At 58.8% G+C, this 18911-nt stretch carries 15 protein-coding genes; 7 read left to right on the top strand and 8 right to left on the bottom strand.

Annotated elements, in window-relative coordinates; translation table 11 throughout:
- Positions 1-10: 10 nt before the first annotated feature.
- The 4 genes from Enr13x_RS21425 to Enr13x_RS21410 all read right to left on the bottom strand — a co-directional run bounded on the left by Enr13x_RS21425 (position 11) and on the right by Enr13x_RS21410 (position 4876).
- Positions 11-1495 (bottom strand): efflux RND transporter periplasmic adaptor subunit, encoded by a 1485-nt coding sequence (locus Enr13x_RS21425; RefSeq protein ID WP_145388943.1) that lies wholly within the window; start codon positions 1493-1495, stop codon positions 11-13.
- Between the two features lie 128 nt (positions 1496-1623).
- Positions 1624-2133 (bottom strand): hypothetical protein, encoded by a 510-nt coding sequence (locus Enr13x_RS21420; protein WP_145388942.1) that lies wholly within the window; start codon positions 2131-2133, stop codon positions 1624-1626.
- 653 nt (positions 2134-2786) lie between these two features.
- Positions 2787-3611 (bottom strand): mechanosensitive ion channel family protein, encoded by an 825-nt coding sequence (locus Enr13x_RS21415; RefSeq protein ID WP_145388941.1) that lies wholly within the window; start codon positions 3609-3611, stop codon positions 2787-2789.
- A 62-nt stretch (positions 3612-3673) separates the two neighbouring features.
- Positions 3674-4876, bottom strand: a complete 1203-nt coding sequence (locus Enr13x_RS21410) for a hypothetical protein (RefSeq protein ID WP_145388940.1) — start codon at positions 4874-4876, stop codon at positions 3674-3676.
- 324 nt (positions 4877-5200) lie between these two features.
- Between Enr13x_RS21410 and Enr13x_RS21405 the strand changes: the two genes are divergently transcribed.
- On the top strand, positions 5201-6250 hold the full coding sequence (locus Enr13x_RS21405; RefSeq protein WP_145388939.1) for a mechanosensitive ion channel domain-containing protein: 1050 nt from the start codon (positions 5201-5203) through the stop codon (positions 6248-6250).
- A gap of 15 nt (positions 6251-6265) precedes the next feature.
- Here the strand turns inward: Enr13x_RS21405 and Enr13x_RS21400 are convergent, their stop codons facing one another.
- Positions 6266-6655, bottom strand: coding sequence for a CoA-binding protein (locus tag Enr13x_RS21400; protein WP_145388938.1), 390 nt, complete (start codon positions 6653-6655; stop codon positions 6266-6268).
- A 591-nt stretch (positions 6656-7246) separates the two neighbouring features.
- Here Enr13x_RS21400 and Enr13x_RS21395 point away from each other — a divergent pair.
- The 4 genes from Enr13x_RS21395 (at position 7247) to Enr13x_RS21380 (ending at position 13541) form a co-directional block, all read left to right on the top strand.
- Positions 7247-7681, top strand: coding sequence for a DoxX family protein (locus tag Enr13x_RS21395; RefSeq protein WP_145388937.1), 435 nt, complete (start codon positions 7247-7249; stop codon positions 7679-7681).
- A 101-nt stretch (positions 7682-7782) separates the two neighbouring features.
- Complete coding sequence (locus Enr13x_RS21390) at positions 7783-9129, top strand: efflux RND transporter periplasmic adaptor subunit (protein WP_145392548.1); 1347 nt, start codon at positions 7783-7785, stop codon at positions 9127-9129.
- Entirely contained in the window at positions 9126-12356 is a 3231-nt protein-coding gene (locus tag Enr13x_RS21385; protein ID WP_231743682.1) for an efflux RND transporter permease subunit, read from the top strand. The genes Enr13x_RS21390 and Enr13x_RS21385 overlap by 4 nt, the downstream gene beginning before the upstream one ends.
- A gap of 564 nt (positions 12357-12920) precedes the next feature.
- Positions 12921-13541: a DUF3124 domain-containing protein gene (locus tag Enr13x_RS21380; RefSeq protein ID WP_231743681.1), complete on the top strand. Its 621-nt coding sequence runs from the start codon at positions 12921-12923 to the stop codon at positions 13539-13541.
- Between the two features lie 3 nt (positions 13542-13544).
- Here the strand turns inward: Enr13x_RS21380 and Enr13x_RS21375 are convergent, their stop codons facing one another.
- The 3 genes from Enr13x_RS21375 to Enr13x_RS21365 form a co-directional block, all read right to left on the bottom strand.
- A complete protein-coding gene (locus tag Enr13x_RS21375) occupies positions 13545-15254 on the bottom strand; it encodes a kelch repeat-containing protein (protein WP_145388935.1) in 1710 nt (569 codons plus the stop codon).
- Between the two features lie 133 nt (positions 15255-15387).
- Complete coding sequence (locus Enr13x_RS21370; RefSeq protein WP_145388934.1) at positions 15388-15840, bottom strand: hypothetical protein; 453 nt, start codon at positions 15838-15840, stop codon at positions 15388-15390.
- The gene (locus tag Enr13x_RS21365; RefSeq protein WP_145388933.1) at positions 15840-17618 is read right to left on the bottom strand and encodes a DUF1559 domain-containing protein; all 1779 of its coding nucleotides are present in this window, start codon (positions 17616-17618) and stop codon (positions 15840-15842) included. The genes Enr13x_RS21370 and Enr13x_RS21365 overlap by 1 nt, the downstream gene beginning before the upstream one ends.
- Positions 17619-18023: 405 nt before the next feature.
- On the opposite strand from Enr13x_RS21365, the gene hemP reads away from it, so the two are divergent.
- The gene (gene hemP, locus Enr13x_RS21360) at positions 18024-18218 is read left to right on the top strand and encodes a hemin uptake protein HemP (RefSeq protein WP_145388932.1); all 195 of its coding nucleotides are present in this window, start codon (positions 18024-18026) and stop codon (positions 18216-18218) included.
- Between the two features lie 203 nt (positions 18219-18421).
- Entirely contained in the window at positions 18422-18877 is a 456-nt protein-coding gene (locus Enr13x_RS21355) for a hypothetical protein (protein WP_145388931.1), read from the top strand.
- Positions 18878-18911: the final 34 nt, after the last annotated feature.

The raw sequence follows: 18911 nt of genomic DNA, 5'->3' as shown, positions 1-18911 counted from the left end.
CGCTCGACGATCAGTGGTTGTGGCCGGCGTGGGGATCGATCGCGGCGCCGGACTGGTTCTTCATGGCCATTTGCAATTGGTGGGCGCCGCTGACGGCGATCACCTGTCCCGGCCAGACTTGTCCGTCATTGTGGATCGCGACGTGGACCGAGTCGCGGGCAATGATGGACACCGGGACGCGATCGAAGTGGTCGCCGTTTTCGACGAACAGATACCGCTCGGCCCCTTCTTCGGCGACGGCGTCTTTGGGAACGACAATCGCGTTTTCGACTTGCGAGATCGGCAGCCGAACGGTCAATCGTTGCCCCGGTTTGTACAGCCAACTGATGTAGCGTTTGTCGCCACTTTGTTCGGTCCGTTCCACTTGGTTGGTCAGCGAGACGTAAAACGGCAGGGCGCGTGATCGGCGATCGACTTCGTTTCCGATGTATACCACTTTCAGCCCGTCGATCAGCTCAGGCCCTTCACCGGAGGATTCGATGATGGCTTGAACATCGGCCCCGGTATCGGCCGCTCTTCGCAACGCCTTTCCGTCCCGTTGGAACGCCTGGCCTTCGATCAGCACCTGGCTGAAATCAGACAGCTGGGCCAACTCGTCGCCGGCGCTGACCGATTCGCCGCGGCGAGCCAACAGCTCGGTCACCAGAAACTCCGCCTCCACATGGCGATGCTCGGCCGGCGGCACCGGAGGTTGAAGCATCGACGCGTAACGCTCCGTCGATGATTCGGAAAGACGATCGTTGGCATGGCCGAGCGATTCGTGGTGCAACGAATCGTCTTCATGAATCAAGGGAGCGTAAACCGTGATCTCACGAATCAACACCCGCGATCGTTCGATCTGCATGATCTGCTGCTCAGTCAAACCGTGCAACAACATCGCTTGCCGCGCCGCCCGAACACCCGCCATCAGTTTGTCGCGCTCGTACTGACGGGCCAACAGCGTTTTGCCGGCGATGGCCCCGGACGTCGCAACCGACGACAGACGATCGATCTCTCGCTGTTCCACATCCAGCTCGCCCAACTTTGTCAAAAACGTCTCCTGGGTGTTGACCAGGTCTTGGTGAGTCAATCGCAGTGTGAACAGCGGGGCGCCACTTTTGACCAACTCCCCTCGCGAAACCAAGATCGAATTTAGCACGCCCGTCAATGGGCTGGTCACCGCAATGTGCGTCCGTCCCGGCCACTGGGTCACCACGCCCGGGACCTCCATGTATTGCGTGTATCGCCCGGCTTCGACCGTCGCGGTTCGCAGTCCCATGTTGGCCCGAGCCTGCTTGCTGAGCGCAACCGATTCGGCTTGGGAAGATTCGCCGTGGTCATGTCCTTCGTGCGGGTCATGGTCCGCCTCCGTTTCGTCCGCCACCGGATCGGCCCCACGAAACCGAGACAGGGGATTCGTTCCGACTGCGACGCCAACAACGATCGTCAGCAGGACGGCGACAAGGGTGATCGACGCACCGCGCAGACGCGCAAGCCACAAGTGAGGCGCAGGCATGTTTGGGGTTCCCTAAAATCGGCACGCACACGTTTCAAGAACGCATGGCGCGGATCATCGATCGAATGCGTTTCCGCGATCGATGAAATGGCAAAGATGATTTGACAACGACGAAGTGAATCGTGCGGTCAAATCTGCCAAGAGCAATGCAGGGCGCAGCGGGACAGAGAGCCGTCCAGGGCGACACTGTTGCGGGCGCTGTGATCGTACAAACGACTGCGCGACGATCGCGCCAATGCGCCGTCGGTTTCGGCAGCGGCGAATTGAACCTGCCCGATGTCGGCCGAGAACGCGAATCCGCTGGAAACGATGAAGCTGCATTGGACCACCGAGCAACACGGCGTGTCACTATGCCGACAGGGCGTATTGCGACAGGGCGTTTGCCGGCAATCGTTGAAGCTGACCAGCCACGTTCCGAACGGCTTCAGGTGGCGGTCGATCGCGTCATGATCGCTGCTCGCATGGCCATGACAGTCATGCCCACCACACGCCCCCGTTTGCTCGACCGGTTGGTGCTCCCCATGAACCTGCTTCGCGTGCGCTTGCTTCGCATCGGCGCAAGCGTGATGGAGTGTGCACCCGAAGATCGAGTGCAGCAACATCGCTGCGACGGTGAAAAGTCTGCACGTGGCGTTCACGTTCGGAATCCCTGTGGTGGAAAGATAATCTTGTTATCGACGATCCGATCGTCGTGGTAAAGTCAATTTTGCGACCGGACGGCACACGAACATCGCCGAGGCGTTCGGCCAGAAAGGTCGCTGGGGGCCAACCCTCATCAGGATCTGGACCGCAACCAGACCCGTCGGATCAACCGAGTGCAACAGCTTGCACATGGGGTGCCGGAATTCGCTGGCGGCCGCGCCATCGTTGCGGAATCAGCTCCAACCCGCAGAAACATGCGGTTCGACCGACGCTGGACACCGAACGGACGACGCCGAAGGCGATATCAAATTGACAACAACATGTCATCAATAACGCGGCGAGTGCTTTGCAAAACGCTGATTCACTCTCCCGCTGGGAGGTCGTGCAGTTCTTAAAGTCACCCTCCTGGCAGGAGGGTCGAGCGAAGCGAGGGGAGGTCGAACGGTGAATCCCGGCGTTCACGTCACCCTTGATGGGCGCCCCCAAGCAACCCCTCTCCTCGCTAGGCTCGACTCTCCCCGGAGGAGAGTGACAAAAATCGCTTGCGATCGACGACTTAAATAACTACTGCACGGGCTCCCCAGGGAGGCTGACCTGCATTGAAATTCAGTCCATCGAAAACGTCAGCGTCAGAAAGGCTGACCAAGCGCTAGACGCTCGGCTGGGCGACGGGTGCCGCCACCGCCGGTTTGATTTCCAAGCGACGCAACATCGCCTTGCCGCGCAACGTCAGGTCGGTGGTGAACGAGAATTGATCGCGTCCGTCCAACGGATAGGCCTTGAGCCGGTAATGTGTCCCCCACGGTTGCTCGGCGGCCACGACCACGACCGGACGGTCCGAATTGAGGTAGGGGCTGGTGATCGCCACGTCGTGCAACTTTTGTCGAACCAGAACACCATCGTGATCGGGGTGCAAATAGAAGTCCGCGACGCACATCAGATCGCGCTTTCCGCAGGTGTCGTTGTAAACGGCGGTCATCCAGATTTTGCTGTGGGGAATGGCGACCAAGGTGTCGTCGGGCGTCAGGACCTGGACCGTTCGTAAATCGTGCGATTGAACTTCGCCATACGCGTCCTCGATTCTCACCCAGTCACCGTTGCGGTAGGGCCGTTCGTACAGGGCAACCACTCCCGCGATCAGACTGCTGGCGTAATCTTTGAACGCGAACCCCAGCGCAACGGCAAGCGTCCCCGAAATCGCGATCAGATTCTCGGGCGTCGGGTTGATGAACAGTGGAATGATGTAGGCGAACAAAAAGACCACCACCACCACGCGGAAAATCGGTTCCCAGGGAAGAATCCAAAGCCGAAACCGATCCGGCACGCGTTCGGCAAGCCGTGGCACCAACCATTTGATCGCCACCGCCAGTACGATGCCCACCGCCAGAACGATGGCGGCCTCCACCAGCTGGATATCGCTCCAGTCACGTAGGATCTGACTGATTTGTTTTTCGGCGTCCTGGGTGTCAGGCATGGTCATCGTTCCACAAGGTGATCATCAACAGAATCATCAAAGGCTTCGCTTCCGCTCGTTGCTTAAAACGCATCGCCCAAAAATCCTTCACCAACCAAATCGCGGCGGATTTGGGGATACGCGGTCAAGGTGACTTGGAACCGCCCGTCCCGCTCGGCGACGGCACCGGCCAGCCGAAGCTCGGCCAAGCGGCGGCAGATCTGTTCGCGCGAAAACGGCAACAGTGTCACGAGAGTCGCCAGAGACAGCCCGCCGTGCTGAAGCAGTGTGTGAAGGAGAAATCGCTCGATGCGGTTCCTGCCGTTGTCCGGCGCGTGCACCTCAAGCTCGGACGGAGGCACCAACCAAAGCGTTGACCCCGCTGACGTGTCATCGTCTTGCCCGTCTGCGTCCGAATCCGGGTCGCAGATCCGCAGACAAGACGTCCAGAGTGCGAGGGCGACCCCCGGGTTGCCTCGCGAATGGGCCGCAAATGATTTGACCAGATCCGACGTCGCTGGCTGGGACTTTTCAGACTCGCTGTCGGATCCTTTCGAACAGTCAGGAAACACCGGGGCGTCGCGGCCCCGTTGCACGAATTCGATTTGCTGAAGATCGTAGACGCCACGCAACCAGGCATCCAAACGCGGCGCGTCGAACGGCGCCAACGTCATCGGCGGACCGAGCATGTCTTCGATACCAGCGGCCTGTTGCAGAAACGCCCAAGCCCAACTGTCACAACCCACGAGCACACGCCCGCCCGAGGCCAATCGCTCGATCAGACTCCGCACAAGCGTCAGCCCCGATTCGTGCCGTAGATAGAATCGCTCCAACGACGGGATCACCAGCATCGAATCGCCCGACGCATCCCAGGCGGTCAGATCCAGGTCTTCGGCATCCATCTCGCCGAGCACGCGATCCGTCTCCGGCGCCTCGAGCAGCGGTGACTGGCGCTCCTGCGCCAAAGCCGCGAGCATCTCCGCGATGCCAGACCCCGGCGGACCGACCAGGGGGACGACACGGCGCCCGTCCGACCCATCGGTTTCAAACCCTTCGGTCAGCCCTTCCGACACCTCCCCGGCGACTCGCTTCCAATCGATCTCGTGCGTCAACGGTTCCAATTCGACGGCGGAACAGTTTCGCAACTTGTTCGAATGGCCCGCGGCGGATTGCTCCGAAAGCTGCAGAAACTCGCCCTTGAACCAACGCCAAACACGAAGCGATCGCCCCAGCGCCGCTTCATTGGCGGCCGAACATGGGACTTGAAAGTCGCTCGCAGGAATCACGTCCCATCGCTTCAATGGATACTACACCTTGATCGCTGGTCGTCGATCGTTGATCGTCGAAACATTCACCTTGATTCCCCCGTTTCAGAGTACCAACGCGACTACCGCCCCGGTAGACAAATTCAGTTCATTTTCGACAGACAACGTTCGACAGACAATGACAGACGCGATCGGAACCGCGTGGCAACCATCCGGTGTATAGTTCAGGTTTCCAGCCGCTCCCTTCCCACAGCCTGGACCAGCCGCTGACGCCAACGGCATGGGGTTTGGGCTCCACGGCTATTGCCAGTTCATACCATCGCGATCGACCGGAAATTCGGCTCCATGGAACTTCTTCATCGTTACCTCGCCGGCGCGTCCAGCCTGGTTCCGTTTCTCGGCACCATCGCCGTCGTCCTGGTCGGACTGGTGGTGGTCGATCGGATGTTGAAACGAAGATGGAAAGACAATCCGGACGCTCAGTTCCGTTTTCAACTGATCATGCTGTTGTTGACATTCGCCGGTCTGTTGTTGGTCATCCTGGCCCTGCCGGTGAGTGTCGAAACGCGTGGGCAATTGCTCAGCCTGATCGGCATCTTGCTCAGTGCCGCGATTGCACTTTCCTCGGCGACCTTTATCGGCAACATGATGGCCGGCATCATGTTGAAGGCCGTCAAAAGCGCACGCCCCGGCGACTTCATCACGGTGGCCGAGTTGACCGGCAGGATCACCGAAATGGGACTGCTGCACACCGAAGTTCAAACGGAATTGCGCGACCTTGTGACGGTGCCGAACCTGTACATGGTGACACACCCGATGCGCGTGGTGCGTTCATCGGGCACGATCATCAAATCCGATATCTCACTCGGCTACGATGTCCCCCACGAAGATGTTTTCCGAGTCCTCTCCGAAGCAGCCTCCGGCGCCGGCCTGAAAGACTGCTTCGTTCAAATACGTGGGCTCGGCGATTTTTCGATCACCTATCGTGTGGCCGGGTTACTCGAAGATGTCAAAAGTCTGATCTCCGCACGCTCTCGTCTGAATCAAGCGGCGCTCGACGCCTTGCACGCCGCCGACATCGAGATCGTTTCACCATCGTTCATGAACACCCGCGCGATTCCCGAAAACAAACGGTTCATCCCCCAGCCGACGCTCAAGGTGGTTGCGGATAGACCGAGAAAGACGCCAACGGCAGAAGACATCGCGTTCGACAAAGCGGAAGAGGCCGCGACGGTCGAGCAACTTCGCACGTCCATCCAGCTGATCGACGCTGACATCAATGCGCGCAAAAGCGGACCGGCCGATGCGTTTGGGCCCTCGGTCGAACAACTGATCGAGAGAAAAGAACGTCTGGTGCGGCAGCTCAAGGCCGCCGAAGAGGAGCTGAAGGATTGATCGCACCGAGCGGTGTTACATCCTGGCCAACAGCACCAAAAGACAACTTCCGTCGTCGATCACATTGATGCCGGCCTGGCGGGCGGACTCGCTGGCCTGTTCGTCTTCGGCGCCCGGTTGCATCCAAATGTGTTGCACCTCGGCGGCAATCGCATCGGCGACGACCTTCCGCGTGACGGCGGGTGGCGTGATGATCGAAAGGGCTTCGGGGACCATCGGCAGATCGGCGATCGACCGAAACGCACGATGACCTTCAATCTCGTCTTGTGCCGGATTCAGCGGATACGCGTCGCGCCCCGACGCTAACAGCGCCCGAAACACCTTGTTGCCGTACTTCTCTCGGCGTGTGGAAGCCCCCGCGACGGCATAGGTTTTCGATGCGAGAAATTGTTGAAGATTGTTCATGACGTCAAACAAGGTGTTTATCGCGCGACAAACGCAACTCGAAAATTGAACGCTGACAAAGCACTCGGCAATCCATGCTTCACAGCGTTTCCCACAAGGACGATGTCCAAACGCGGACGTAAACCGCCTCAATCTTTTTGGGCCATCGTTGGATCGCCCCGCCGAAAGGTCTTCACACGGGCGTCTCCAGCCCCGCTTTGGGATTCTACCATGAACGAAGTTCGCACCTGAAGTCACCCTTCCCGGCCAGGAGGGTCGTGCAGTTTGACGGTCACCCTCCCTCTGGGAGGGTCGCGGAGGAGTGTGCGCTCGGAGCGGGGAGGGGTGTGGCGACGCCAAAGTTGCTAACAACGATGAAGCATCAATGCCGGCACGCAGGGTGATGGAAGTGGCGTCGTCGAGATCGCAGCGGGAAACACGCTTCCGAATCGCATCGCGCGAACCTGGTTCCCATCGTGTGAAACGACATTTATTTCACGAATCATCTTTTTTCTAGAAAGGTATTCACCTGTCCCCGGGTTATTACCCCTTGAACACCAACCCTGTGAGTGACGGGGCTTTGTCTAAATCGATGGGAATCAAAACGAGACCATGTTGAATCTGAATCACGAGAAACTACGATCCGCGGGATTGCTGGTGCTGCGAGTCGGCATCGGATGTTTGATGTTGGTCCATGGGCTGGCAAAGCTGAACGGTTTCAGCACAATGTCCGAAAGTTTTCCCGACCCGATCGGCATGGGGAGCACGTTGAGTCTGGTGATGGCGATCGGCGCCGAAGTCGGTTGCTCGCTGCTGTTGATCATCGGCTTCGCCACGAGATTTGCCTCGCTGCCGTTGGCCTTCACGATGATCGTCGCTCTGTTTGTTGTTCATGCGGCGGATCCGTGGCAGGCGAAGGAACTGGCTGCGGTGTATCTGCTGGTCTATGTGTCCTTGGCATTGACCGGGCCAGGCCTGTTCTCGGTTGACCATGCCGTGTTTGGTCGGAAAACGTCAGCATCACTTACTTCTGAGGAAACGGCGTGAAGATGATGATTCGTGGAACATTATTCGGTTCCACCGTGTGTGCCGGTGCGCTGATCCTGTTGTCGGTCGGCTGTAATCGGTCCCCGTCGGGGCCGCCGCAGATGCCGGTCCCTTCGGTGACGGTCGCCAAGCCGGTGGTCAAAAAAATCGTTGAATGGGACGCCTACACGGGCCGTTTGGAAGCGGTCGATTTGGTGGAGGTGCGGGCTCGCGTCGGCGGCTATTTGCAATCGGTTCATTTCGATGAAGGGCAAGTCGTCCAGGCAGGCGATCTCTTGTTCGTCATCGACCCGCGGCCCTTCGAAGCGGAATTGAATGCGGCCAGGGCAACGCTGCAGCAGGCAGAGTCGGGTTTGAAACAAGCGATGGCGGTGAAGGATGAAGCCCAGGCGCGAGCGTTACAGTCAGACGCCCAGCTGAACCTCGCCGATCTGCGTTTCAAACGCGCCAAGGTTTTGAACAAGCAAAGTGCCTCGTCACAGGAAGAGGTCGACGAGCGAGAAGCAGAATATTTGCAAGCCAAAGCAGACATCGAAGCCGCCAAAGCGGCCATCAGTTCTGCCGAAGCGGCGATCGCGACCGCCCGAGCCCAAATCGAGCTGGCCAAAGCGGGCGTTGAAACCGCGGAATTGAATCTCCAGTACACGCGTATCCGGGCTCCGGTGACCGGACGGATCAGTCGTCAGGCGGTCACCGAAGGCAACTTGATCGCCGGCGGGACAAACACGTCCTCGCTGTTGACCACGATCACCTCAATGCAACCGATCTATTGCGTGTTCGACGCCAGCGAGCAAGACGTGTTGAAGTACATGCGATTGGCAAAATCCGGCGAACGGGCGAGTTCGCGGGTGGTCAAAAACCCGGCCTTCATCGGGCTGGTCGACGAAGGCGGATTTCCACACCGCGGTCACATGGACTTTGTCGACAATCGGTTCGACATCGACACGGCCAGCATGCGCGCCCGATGCGTGTTTCCCAACGACGATCAACTCTTGCTGCCCGGCATGTTCGCACGTGTTCGGATCCCCGGCAGCGCCGCCCGCCAAGCCGTCTTGATTCCCGACTCGGCCATCGGAACGGACCAATCGTCCCAATACGTTTACGTCGTCGTCGATGAAACGATCCAGCGTCGCCCCATCAAACCGGGGCCGATCGTCGATGGCTTGAGAGTGATTCGCGAAGGGCTGCAGGGGGACGAAACCCTGGTGATCGAAGGCTTGTTGCAATCCAGACCGGATCAAAAAGTCCAAACGGTGGAAGGAACGATTGAAGTCGTCGAAGACGGGTTGCCGGATGATTACGAACCGGTTCCCGAGAGCGAGTGGATTTCTCCCATCCCCGATCCATTGCCAGAAACCACGTGGCATCGGATTCCCGCTTGCCAACCCATTCAAATGGCATCTTGCCCACCCAAGTCACACGCCGTCAGCGGGGAACACCTGTCATGAAATTTCCCCACTTCTTTATCGAGCGACCGATCTTTGCGGCCGTGCTGTCGTTCGTGATCGTGCTGGTCGGCGGGATCGTCTATTTTTCGCTGCCGGTTTCACAGTACCCCAGCGTCGCCCCACCGACGGTGCTGGTACGGGCGTCCTATCCGGGAGCCACACCACAAGTCATCGCCGACACCGTCGCCACGCCCATCGAACAAGAGATGAACGGCGTTGACGATATGTTGTACATGGAATCGTCATCCAGTTCCGACGGCACGATGCAGCTGACCGTCACCTTCAAGCTCGGAACGGACTTGGACGACGCCCAGGTGTTGGTGCAAAACCGCGTCGCGATCGCCGAATCACGGCTGCCCGAGCAGGTGCGGCAGATCGGCGTCACGACGACCAAGCAGATTCCCGACATGTTGATGGTCGTTCACCTGATCTCGCCGGACGACAGCCGTGACCAACTCTACATCAGCAACTATGCGTTTCTACGCGTCCGTGATGCGCTGATGCGACTCGACGGCGTCGGCGAAATTCGGATCGCCGGCGGCAACGAATACGCGATGCGTGTGTGGCTGGACATCGAAAAGATGACCCACGTTGATTTGACGGCCGGCGAGGTGGTCGAGGCGATCCGCAGCCAAAATGTGCAAGTCGCCGCCGGCGTGATCGGACAACCGCCGATCGACGACGCGGGTGATTTTCAATTGAACGTCACCACCCAAGGCCGGCTGATTCGCGAAGACGAATTCGGCGAGATCATCGTTAAACGCGGCACCGATGGCCGCGTCACACGCCTCCGCGACGTCGCCCGAATCGAACTGGGGGCCCAAGACTATTCACGTCTGAGCTACCTGGATGGAAAATCGGCCATCGCCGTTCTGATCTACCAGCGGCCCGGTACCAACGCGGTCGACACGGCGGCGGAAGTCAAGCAGACCATGCAGGCAATGAGCGAGGAGTTTCCGCAAGGGATCGACTACCGGATCGCTTACAACCCAACCGATTATGTCGAAGAGTCGATCAGTGAAGTGTTTCAAACACTGTTCATCACCACGATTTTTGTGGTCTTGACCGTGTTCTTGTTTTTGCACGGATGGCGTCCCACGATCATTCCCGTGATCGCCATTCCGATTTCGCTGATCGGGACATTCGCCGTCATGCAGTTTCTCGGCGTCACGTTGAACACGTTGTCGTTGTTCGGATTGGTCCTGGCCATCGGGATCGTGGTCGACGACGCGATTGTCGTGGTCGAAAACGTTGAACGTTTGATCGCGGAGGGGTTGTCAGCGCGCGAAGCGACGCACAAGGCGATGGACGAAGTCGGGTCGGCGTTGATCGCCACGACGCTGGTGTTGATCGCCGTGTTCGTGCCGACCGTGTTCGTACCGGGGATCAGTGGCCAGTTCTATCAACAGTTCGCGCTGACCATTTCCATCTCGACGGCGATCTCGACCTTCGTCTCGTTGACGCTCAGCCCCGCGTTGTGCGCGATCTTGCTGAGACCCAAAGATGCGCCGAAAAATCGCATCGGCCGATTCGTCGATTTTCTGTTCGGCTGGTTCTTTCGGCTGTTCAATCGAACGTTCGACTTTTCCAGTAATGTCTATGCCGGCATCATCGGCCGGTTGGTCAAAAAGAGCGGTATCGCGATGGTCCTTTACGGCGTTCTGCTCGTTTTCACGGGGCTGAGTTTCGGGTTGGTTCCCACCGGCTTTATTCCCGATCAAGACCAAGGCTATGTGATTGTTGCCATCAACCTGCCCGACGGGGCGTCGCTCTCACGCACCGACGCCGTCGTCCGCCGCGTGGCGGAAATCGGCAAAGAGATTGACGGCGTCAAGCATGCCGTCGGGATCGCCGGCCTGTCCGGAGCAACGTTCACGATCAAACCGAACGCCGCGGTGACGTTCTTGCCGCTGGAAGATGCCAAGGAGCGCGCCGAACGGGGACGAAGCGTCCAGGCGATCGTCGCCGACATGCGGCGCGGTGTCGCTGAAATCAACGAGGCCCAGATCTTGATCATTCCGCCACCCCCGATTCGCGGCATCGGTCGCGGTGGTGGTTTCAAGATGTATGTCCAGGATCGCAGCGGAGCCGGAATCGATGCGTTGAACCAAGTCACCGGGACCATGCTGGCCGCGGCCAATGCGCAGCCCGGCGTGACGCAGGTGTTCACCAATTTGCGCGCCGACGTGCCGCAGGTGTATGCAGACGTCGATCGAACCAAAGCCCAGATGTTGGACGTGCCGGTCAACAACGTGTTTGACGCATTGCAGATCTATCTGGGATCGATGTACGTCAACGATTTCAACTTTTTGGGGCGAACCTATCGCGTGACCGCTCAAGCGGAACCGGAATTCCGTGACGACGCCGACGACATCGTCAAGATTCGCACCCGCAGTGCCCGCGGTGCCAGCGTCTCGCTGGGATCGGTCGTCGACGTCCAGCAAACCGCCGGACCAGACCGACTGGTGCGTTTTAATCTGTTTCCATCGGCCGATTTGAACGGAACGACGGTACCGGGTTTCAGCACGGGCCAGTCACTCGCGACCATGGAATCGCTCGCGGAACAAAAGCTTCCGCCCGGTTTCGGTTACGAGTGGACCGAAATCGCCTTTCAAGAAAAACGGGCCGGCAATACGATCGTGTTCCTGTTTCCCTTGGCCGTGCTGTTCGTCTTCCTGGCATTGGCGGCCCAATACGAGAGCTGGCTGTTGCCGCTGGCGATCATTTTGATCGTGCCGCTGTGTCTGTTGTTCGCGTTGGTCGGAGTCTGGTTTCGAGGCATGGACAACAACGTGCTGACGCAAATCGGCTTCATCGTCTTGATCGGATTGGCGTGCAAGAACGCGATTTTGATCGTCGAGTTTGCCAAAGCGGAAGAGGACGCCGGCAAAAACCGCTTCGACGCCGCCATCGCCGCCTGCCGGTTGCGACTGCGTCCGATTTTGATGACCGCATTTTCCTTCATCTTGGGCGTCGTGCCACTGTTGGTGGCAACCGGAGCCGGTTTCGAAATGCGACGGGTGCTGGGAACCGCCGTGTTCAGCGGCATGCTGGGCGTGACGCTGTTCGGATTGTTTCTGACGCCGGTGTTTTATGTGCTGCTGCGACGGTTTGCCCAAAAGACGCAAAGCCGGACGACCGACACAACGCAGGCCCAACAACCAGTCGCCCCCCCGGAATCGAAGGAAGAGCCGGAGCTGTTGGCCGAAGGCGCGACGTCGGCGTAATGCGGCAGTCGACCGCATCGCCAGGTGGACGCCTGACGGAACGAGTTCCAGTTTGCAAACGCGGTTCTTTGCAACCGCGGCGGCCGAGAAGGAAGGTTACTGGACCACTCCAATCACCGTTTCCCAACCCGGAATCCACCGCGTTGTCGTGTCGCTGCAGCGGGTGATGAATCACGACAGACCGGTGCGTAGTGTTCGAACCGGCAAAGCGTCTTTTTTGGGTTGCCGATGCGTTGGATGCTGCCATGATCGATCGACACACCCACTCACAGCCCGATGGATTGCCGTTCGAATTACACCGCGGACGAGGAGCAGACGGAGGAATACGAGTACACCAGCTATGCTGCCACGATCACTCTGGAGATTGCCAATCGTCCGCGTGGCTAACGCCGCTGACACTTACTCGCTGGCACGATACCGATTGATTGAGCGATTCAGTTCGCTCGAACCGTCAGGGGCGGGGAATTGACCGATAAAGATTTCCCCGATTGAATCGGCCGCTCGTTGTCGCTACCTTCAAAGGAATAGGTAGCGACGATGGGAAACCACAACCAGGGAAGTGACGTGTCGAATCGAATTACCGAAGAACAGGCCGAAAAGATCTCTCGACAGATCAAGTTATTGATCTTTCTGCTGGTCGTCGTGCCGATCATCCTGATCGTCATTTTTGTTGAATTTCGGCTGCGTTCGATCGCCGGCAGTATTCCCTATCAAACGCCCAGTCTGCGCGATGAAGCGCGGATGGAAGTCGATGCGTTGCCCTGGCATCCGGTCGAAGGACAACGGCTGTACGTGCCCGCCTATTCCCATGTTTATCACCAAAAGGGAGAGCCGTATCCGCTGACGGTGACGCTGAACATCCGTAACACCGACGACACCAACGAGATCGCGATCACCTCGGCACGCTACTTTGACACCGCCGGCAAAGAACTGCGATCGCTGCTGAAAAAGCCGCTGCGTCTGGCTCCGCTGGCGGCGACCGAATTTGTGATCGCGCGCGATGACAAGATGGGCGGCGCCGGCGCCAGTTTCATCGTCGAGTGGCAGGCCGGGACCAAAGTCACCCAGCCCGTGGTCGAAACCGTGATGGTCGACACGACCAACACTCAAGGCCTCTCCTTCATCGCCCCCGCGGTCGTCCTCAGCGAAGGCGTCTACACGCAGAATGATGAAGCGGCCCAATGAGGTTCAATCGCCGATCTGAATCCGGTCGATCGTTGTGAACTTGCCGATTTCCATGTCCGCACCACCGACCATCAACAGCGCACCCTCGCCGGTCGGCAACATGCGGTGAAAGAATCGGGCCCGATCGCTCTTGGCAATCGTTTCCCAACGCTGCCCATCGCCGGACAGACGATGCAGCATTCCGTCCATCGTGCTGACGTAGAGTGTTTTGCCGCTGGCAAAGGATGCCGCACCGAAACCCAACATGCCGCGACCGGGCAATGACGGCGCCTGGTTCCATGAATCAGCTTTCGGATCATAGACGTCCACGCGTGTGGTCGGTTTGCCATCGGAACTCATACCGCCGATGACGTACAATTTCCCATCGTGGGCGGCGACGCTGATCGCCCGTCGCTTGAACGGCGGCGTGGCCACCGGCTGCCATTGCGCCGCAGAATCGCTCAAGTCCAGTGACCATGCAGTGGAATGCCATTGGCTCTCGGCGCTCTTTCCGTCCAACTTCCAACCGCCGAAGACGTACACGCGATCACCGAGGACCGCGGCGTCCAGCGACGAACGGGCTTCGGGAAGCGGCGGCAAATCCGTCCAAGCGTTCGATGCGGGGTCGTAACTGGCGACAGAGGCTTGTGAACGCAAATCGTGTTCTTCGCCGAGTTCGTTGACGGCGGTGAATCCGCCGATCCGAATCAACCGGTTCTGATAGGCGACCAACGCCAACCCTTGCAGCGACGGTCCGCCGGGCAATGATTTCCACTGCCCCGTTTTTCCCGCCGTCAAATCCAGGCTCCAAAACCGATCGGATTGCTCTGCGGTCGAGTATGAATGGGCGTCGCCGGTATGACCGCCGTAAACGTAAAGCGTCTGGTCTGCGATTGCCGCACCGAAACTGGTCAGTTCCTTGGGCAGATCGGGCAAGGGGGCGGGGCCGATCGAGACGCTGCTGTCAGTTTCCATGACCGGTCGTTGGGGTTCGCGTTTGGGGCGTTCTTTCGGTGCGGACGAAGACGACTTGCCGGGAATTCGAAAGGTCGCGGTCAAATAATCGGTCGTGCTGCCGTATCGCTTTCCATCGAGTGTCCCACTTGCTTGCTCGTCGGTCACCCCCACGACGATCGCGCCGAGTCCCGGTTCCACGACTTGCTGTTTGAACGTCACGATCCCCGCGATGTCCGTCTTGTCCGATGCTTCTTCGTGACCGTCTTCGCAATACAGCTTCACTTGCAGACCATCTGCCGGCTTGCCGTCTCGCAATACCGTGACCTGGATGCCTCCGCCATTGGACGCCGTGATGATCGACTGCAACGGAGCGTCGGATCGCGGTTCGTCCGGCCAACCACCGGGGGCAAGGTGCGGCAAGTGTTCGACGTGATAGGTCAACTTGGTGTCATGATACAGCCCATAGGTCACGCTGCCAGCAATCTCGTGCGTCGGATCGATCGGTTTTGTGCTGCGCAGCCCGATCAACGCATCACTGTCGATCTCGGTCGTCGCGAGAGTCGTCTGGCCGCTGGAAAGCTGGATCGCGGCGATCGGGCCCGGCATGTGGTAGGTCCGGTCCGCCGGTGATTCGCCAAACCACAAGACGGCATGGCCTTCGTCATCGGTCGCCAACCAAGGCATGTGCGCGCCGGCGGCTGATGAGAGAATCAAGCAGAGAGCAACCGAAAGTACGCGCGAAGCGACGGTGACATCAAACGGTCCAAGAAGTTTCATTTTGGTTTCTTTTTTGGGTTGGTTACTAAAGTGGGATAGGCTTCCAGCCTGTCAACGCGTGGGATAGGCTTCCAGCCTGTCATTTCCGGACCAATCGCCTGATACCCGCTACCGCGATTCATCCATCCGATCGTCATTTCAAAAACTCGACCGCAAACGCCAACACGTTCGGCTGGCCGGGTTTCAATTCGCAAGTCAGTTGGCTTTCGGCGTCGAACGCGGGATCGATCACCGCATCAGCCGGCGGCAACGACGCCGCTTGCTGGGCGGGAAGTCCGCCGAGTAGTTCTGCGGGGATCATCGCCACGCGGACGCGGTAGGTCCCGCCGTGCAGCCCGGCAGCGGCGGGGACCTGGAACTTTCCGTCGAACACAGGTGCCGATGCATTGGGGCCCGTCGTCTGCCGCATCGGTTCCAGCGTGACGACGGCCCCGGACAGGGGTTCGCCGCCAACGTGCACCGTTCCGGTGGCCGTGACGCTCGGTTGTGAAGGCGGAGTGCATCCGACGGCCAGAGCGACCATCGTCAAACAAAACGTTGCAGCCGAGTAGGGCAGGTTGTTGAGCACAGGACGGTTGTGATTCATTACCAGGGGGCCTTGTCGATGACTTCTCCATCGTTGCGACTGGTCAGGCGATGCAACGTCACCGCATCGACCGACTCGGTCAAGAAACGCACGCTTCCATCGCTCAATAGGAACTGGACGCCGGCCGCATGGGGGCCCCGGAATGATTCATAGGACGGTATATCAAACAGCGAGATTTCGTTGGCGTTGAAAACTCCGAACGTCGTCGCGCTGGAATGATATGGATAGCTGACCGCCCACTTGCCCGCGCTTTGACCGCCCGATCCCGGATAGGGGAAAGGTAATGACGACGTCTCGCGAACCTGGACGCCAAACTCGCCGGCCAGCAGCGTGTTCGAGGTTCCGTCGGCGTTGGAGATGTCATCCACGTCCACCCAGGTCAGCCACGACGAGGCTTCGGGGATGCCCGCCATCACTCGTTCGCTCTGAAACACATTCATCGCATCAACGATCGCGCCGTTGTGGATTTGGTTGCGATACTTTTTGGTTCCCGTGGAGATCGCATAGCTGGAGTAGCCGTCGGGCGTTCCGCCGCTATCGGGCAACGACATCGACGGACACAAATACACTTCCGGAGTTTTCTTCGCCGGCGCCTCGTTCTGCGGGGACCATGCATCGGCGTTCAGGTCGAACTGCTGGAACAACGCGTCTTCTTCGACAAACGGCAAAATTGCAACGAATGCCGTCAATCCGCCGCGTTGGACAGGCCGGCGACTCGTTCCTCCGACGCGAACCCCCAGCGCACTCGGCGGCAGATTTCCGTGGACATCGTCATAGTTGTGCATCGCCAACCCGATTTGCTTCAAGTTGTTGCTGCACGACATCCGCCGCGCCGCTTCCCGCGCCGCTTGGACCCCGGGCAACAACAAACCGACCATGATTCCGATGATTGCGATCACGACCAGCAACTCGACCAGCGTGAACGCGTCGCGCGACGTTCGCGGCAACCGTTGGGGTGAACGAACAGTCGATTGACGCGGTCCCCGAAGACTCCCCCGACGCCGGCGACGAAGCACCATCCCGCCGGCGACGACAGCCAATACCGCCAAGCCACCGGGCTCCGGCACCGCCGACGGCGTGATAAAGGGGGTGTTTTGGGTGAACGTGTCGATTCGAAATTGGTCCAGCGACATGCTGGTGGATTGGGCGTTGAAGTCGAACCGGTATTCGGCCTGCGACGAATCCAAATCCCACAGCGCAAGATAGCTGACACCTTCACCGCCAAACGTTCCGCCCAACGAAACGCGTGCCGTTTCGAGCACCAAACTCGGTGCGATCGTTCCAGCGGTGGCCGCCGAGGCACTTAGCAAGACGGACGAGTAATCCAGCTCGGAACCCAACGTTTCGAACTGCGCCACGATCCGCGTGAATCCGCCGCCGGAGGTTCCTGAGCGGACGGTCGCGTAGGCATCGGTCAAGAAGCTCGAACTGTCGCCGGGCCCAAACAGACCGCCGTACGCGTTGCCGCTGGAGGCCAACGACTGGTTCGATTCAAAGGTCAGCGAGCTGATCGGCCCGCCATCCCCGAAACTTTCGTTGGCGGTCGGGGACGTGCCCGCGGGCAGGAATCCGGGCGTCGTTCCGCCGGGGAAATCGTCGAAGCTGTCCCAGAACACGAAGCTGCTGTTGGCGGCCGATTCGGACCACGTGAACACCTCGCCGTTGACATCCGGCACCGACTCGCCGGGGGTGAAGATGGCTGCAGTCGCAACCGATCCGGTGCCGATCGACCCGAAGCCGATGGCGACCGCCAAACAAATAAACTGACACCAACGCACAGCATTGACCTCTCGATGCAAGTAGAACAATCGCCCACACGTCGCCCAGTGCGACGGGGGTCGAAGCTTCGTTCTCGCTTGCTGGGTCGCTGAGCGACTGCGGTGCGGAATCGTCGCTTCGGACGACCGATCGCAGCGTCGCTATGCCTGGCTTGCTACCTTTGAAAGCTATTGAGAATAGGTCTCAACAAAACAGAAGATAGTCGTTGTGATTTCGTTTTGAAAGCCCACCTGAGCCCAAGAATTAGTGAAGGGGAACGGTGCACTCGCGAATGGATCGGGAAAACGCAGATCAAAAAGTTTTCACAACGAATGTTGACAAAATTGCTGGAAGCGGTTTTCTTATTGAGACCCACTCGCAACACGCTGTTTTTGTAGTGGGGCCCTTCCCATTCGGCCTACCCCATGTCTTCCAATCCCAACGATGATTCGAACGCCAATCCGCCGGAATTGGCGGCGACGAATCTTGAGAGTTCGCTCCGCAAGATCGTGCGTTTTTCAGATCTTTCGCGTTGCGGGGACGAGGTTTGGATCGAGTACGAAGGCAAGCTCTACCGCCTGCAGAGCACCCGCCAAGGCAAGTTGGTCCTGACCAAATAAGCCAAAAAGGGGACGGGGGTGGTTTCGCCAGCTGCTGGCCTCCTTCGGTGTGAATTGTTCTAATGACGTGCTCTCCATGGCCACCCCAATGCCAACAGAGTTTGAGCGTCCGATCGATTCCCGTTTCTCCGCTTGTGAAGTTCGATCGCCGATCATGTCCGAGCTTTAAGAAACAACCATCGAATGGACTGAGTCACAAGCTGATGCAACCCTATCGAGAATTTAGGCATGTGAAGTGTGGCCGCTCTTACGTTGCGCAAGGGGAGTGGTATCGTCAGTTGAACGATCCTGTTTACACGGGTGATAGTCGCTCCCGGTTGTTCTGCGAACATTGCCAAGAGGCGGTCTACCCACAGAACCTTGTTTGGGCAGACAACGAACAACCCATCGACGAGTTTTTGCGTCAGAGGCTCAAGCTTTGCTCGATACCGGTGCGGTTCTTTCGCAATCTCTGGGTGGCTCTGGCTCTGGGCTGTCTCCTGGGCGTAACGGCCTTCACCGTTTGCCTGTCTGTCATCCCTTCCGAATACAATTTGGTGATCGGAATGGTTGCCGGCGGTGTTGTTGGACTTTTCACGCCCTTTCTATCCCAGGAACTCGCCGATCGACTGAATACGATCGATTTCACCGATCTCGATGAATCAGTTCCAAGTCGCTAGCGGTGTACGAATCCGATCACGCGCACGACGCGCC

Origin of the sequence: Stieleria neptunia (assembly GCF_007754155.1) — a bacterium.
Classification (GTDB): domain Bacteria; phylum Planctomycetota; class Planctomycetia; order Pirellulales; family Pirellulaceae; genus Stieleria; species Stieleria neptunia.
This window is presented reverse-complemented; position numbering and strand designations above follow the sequence as displayed.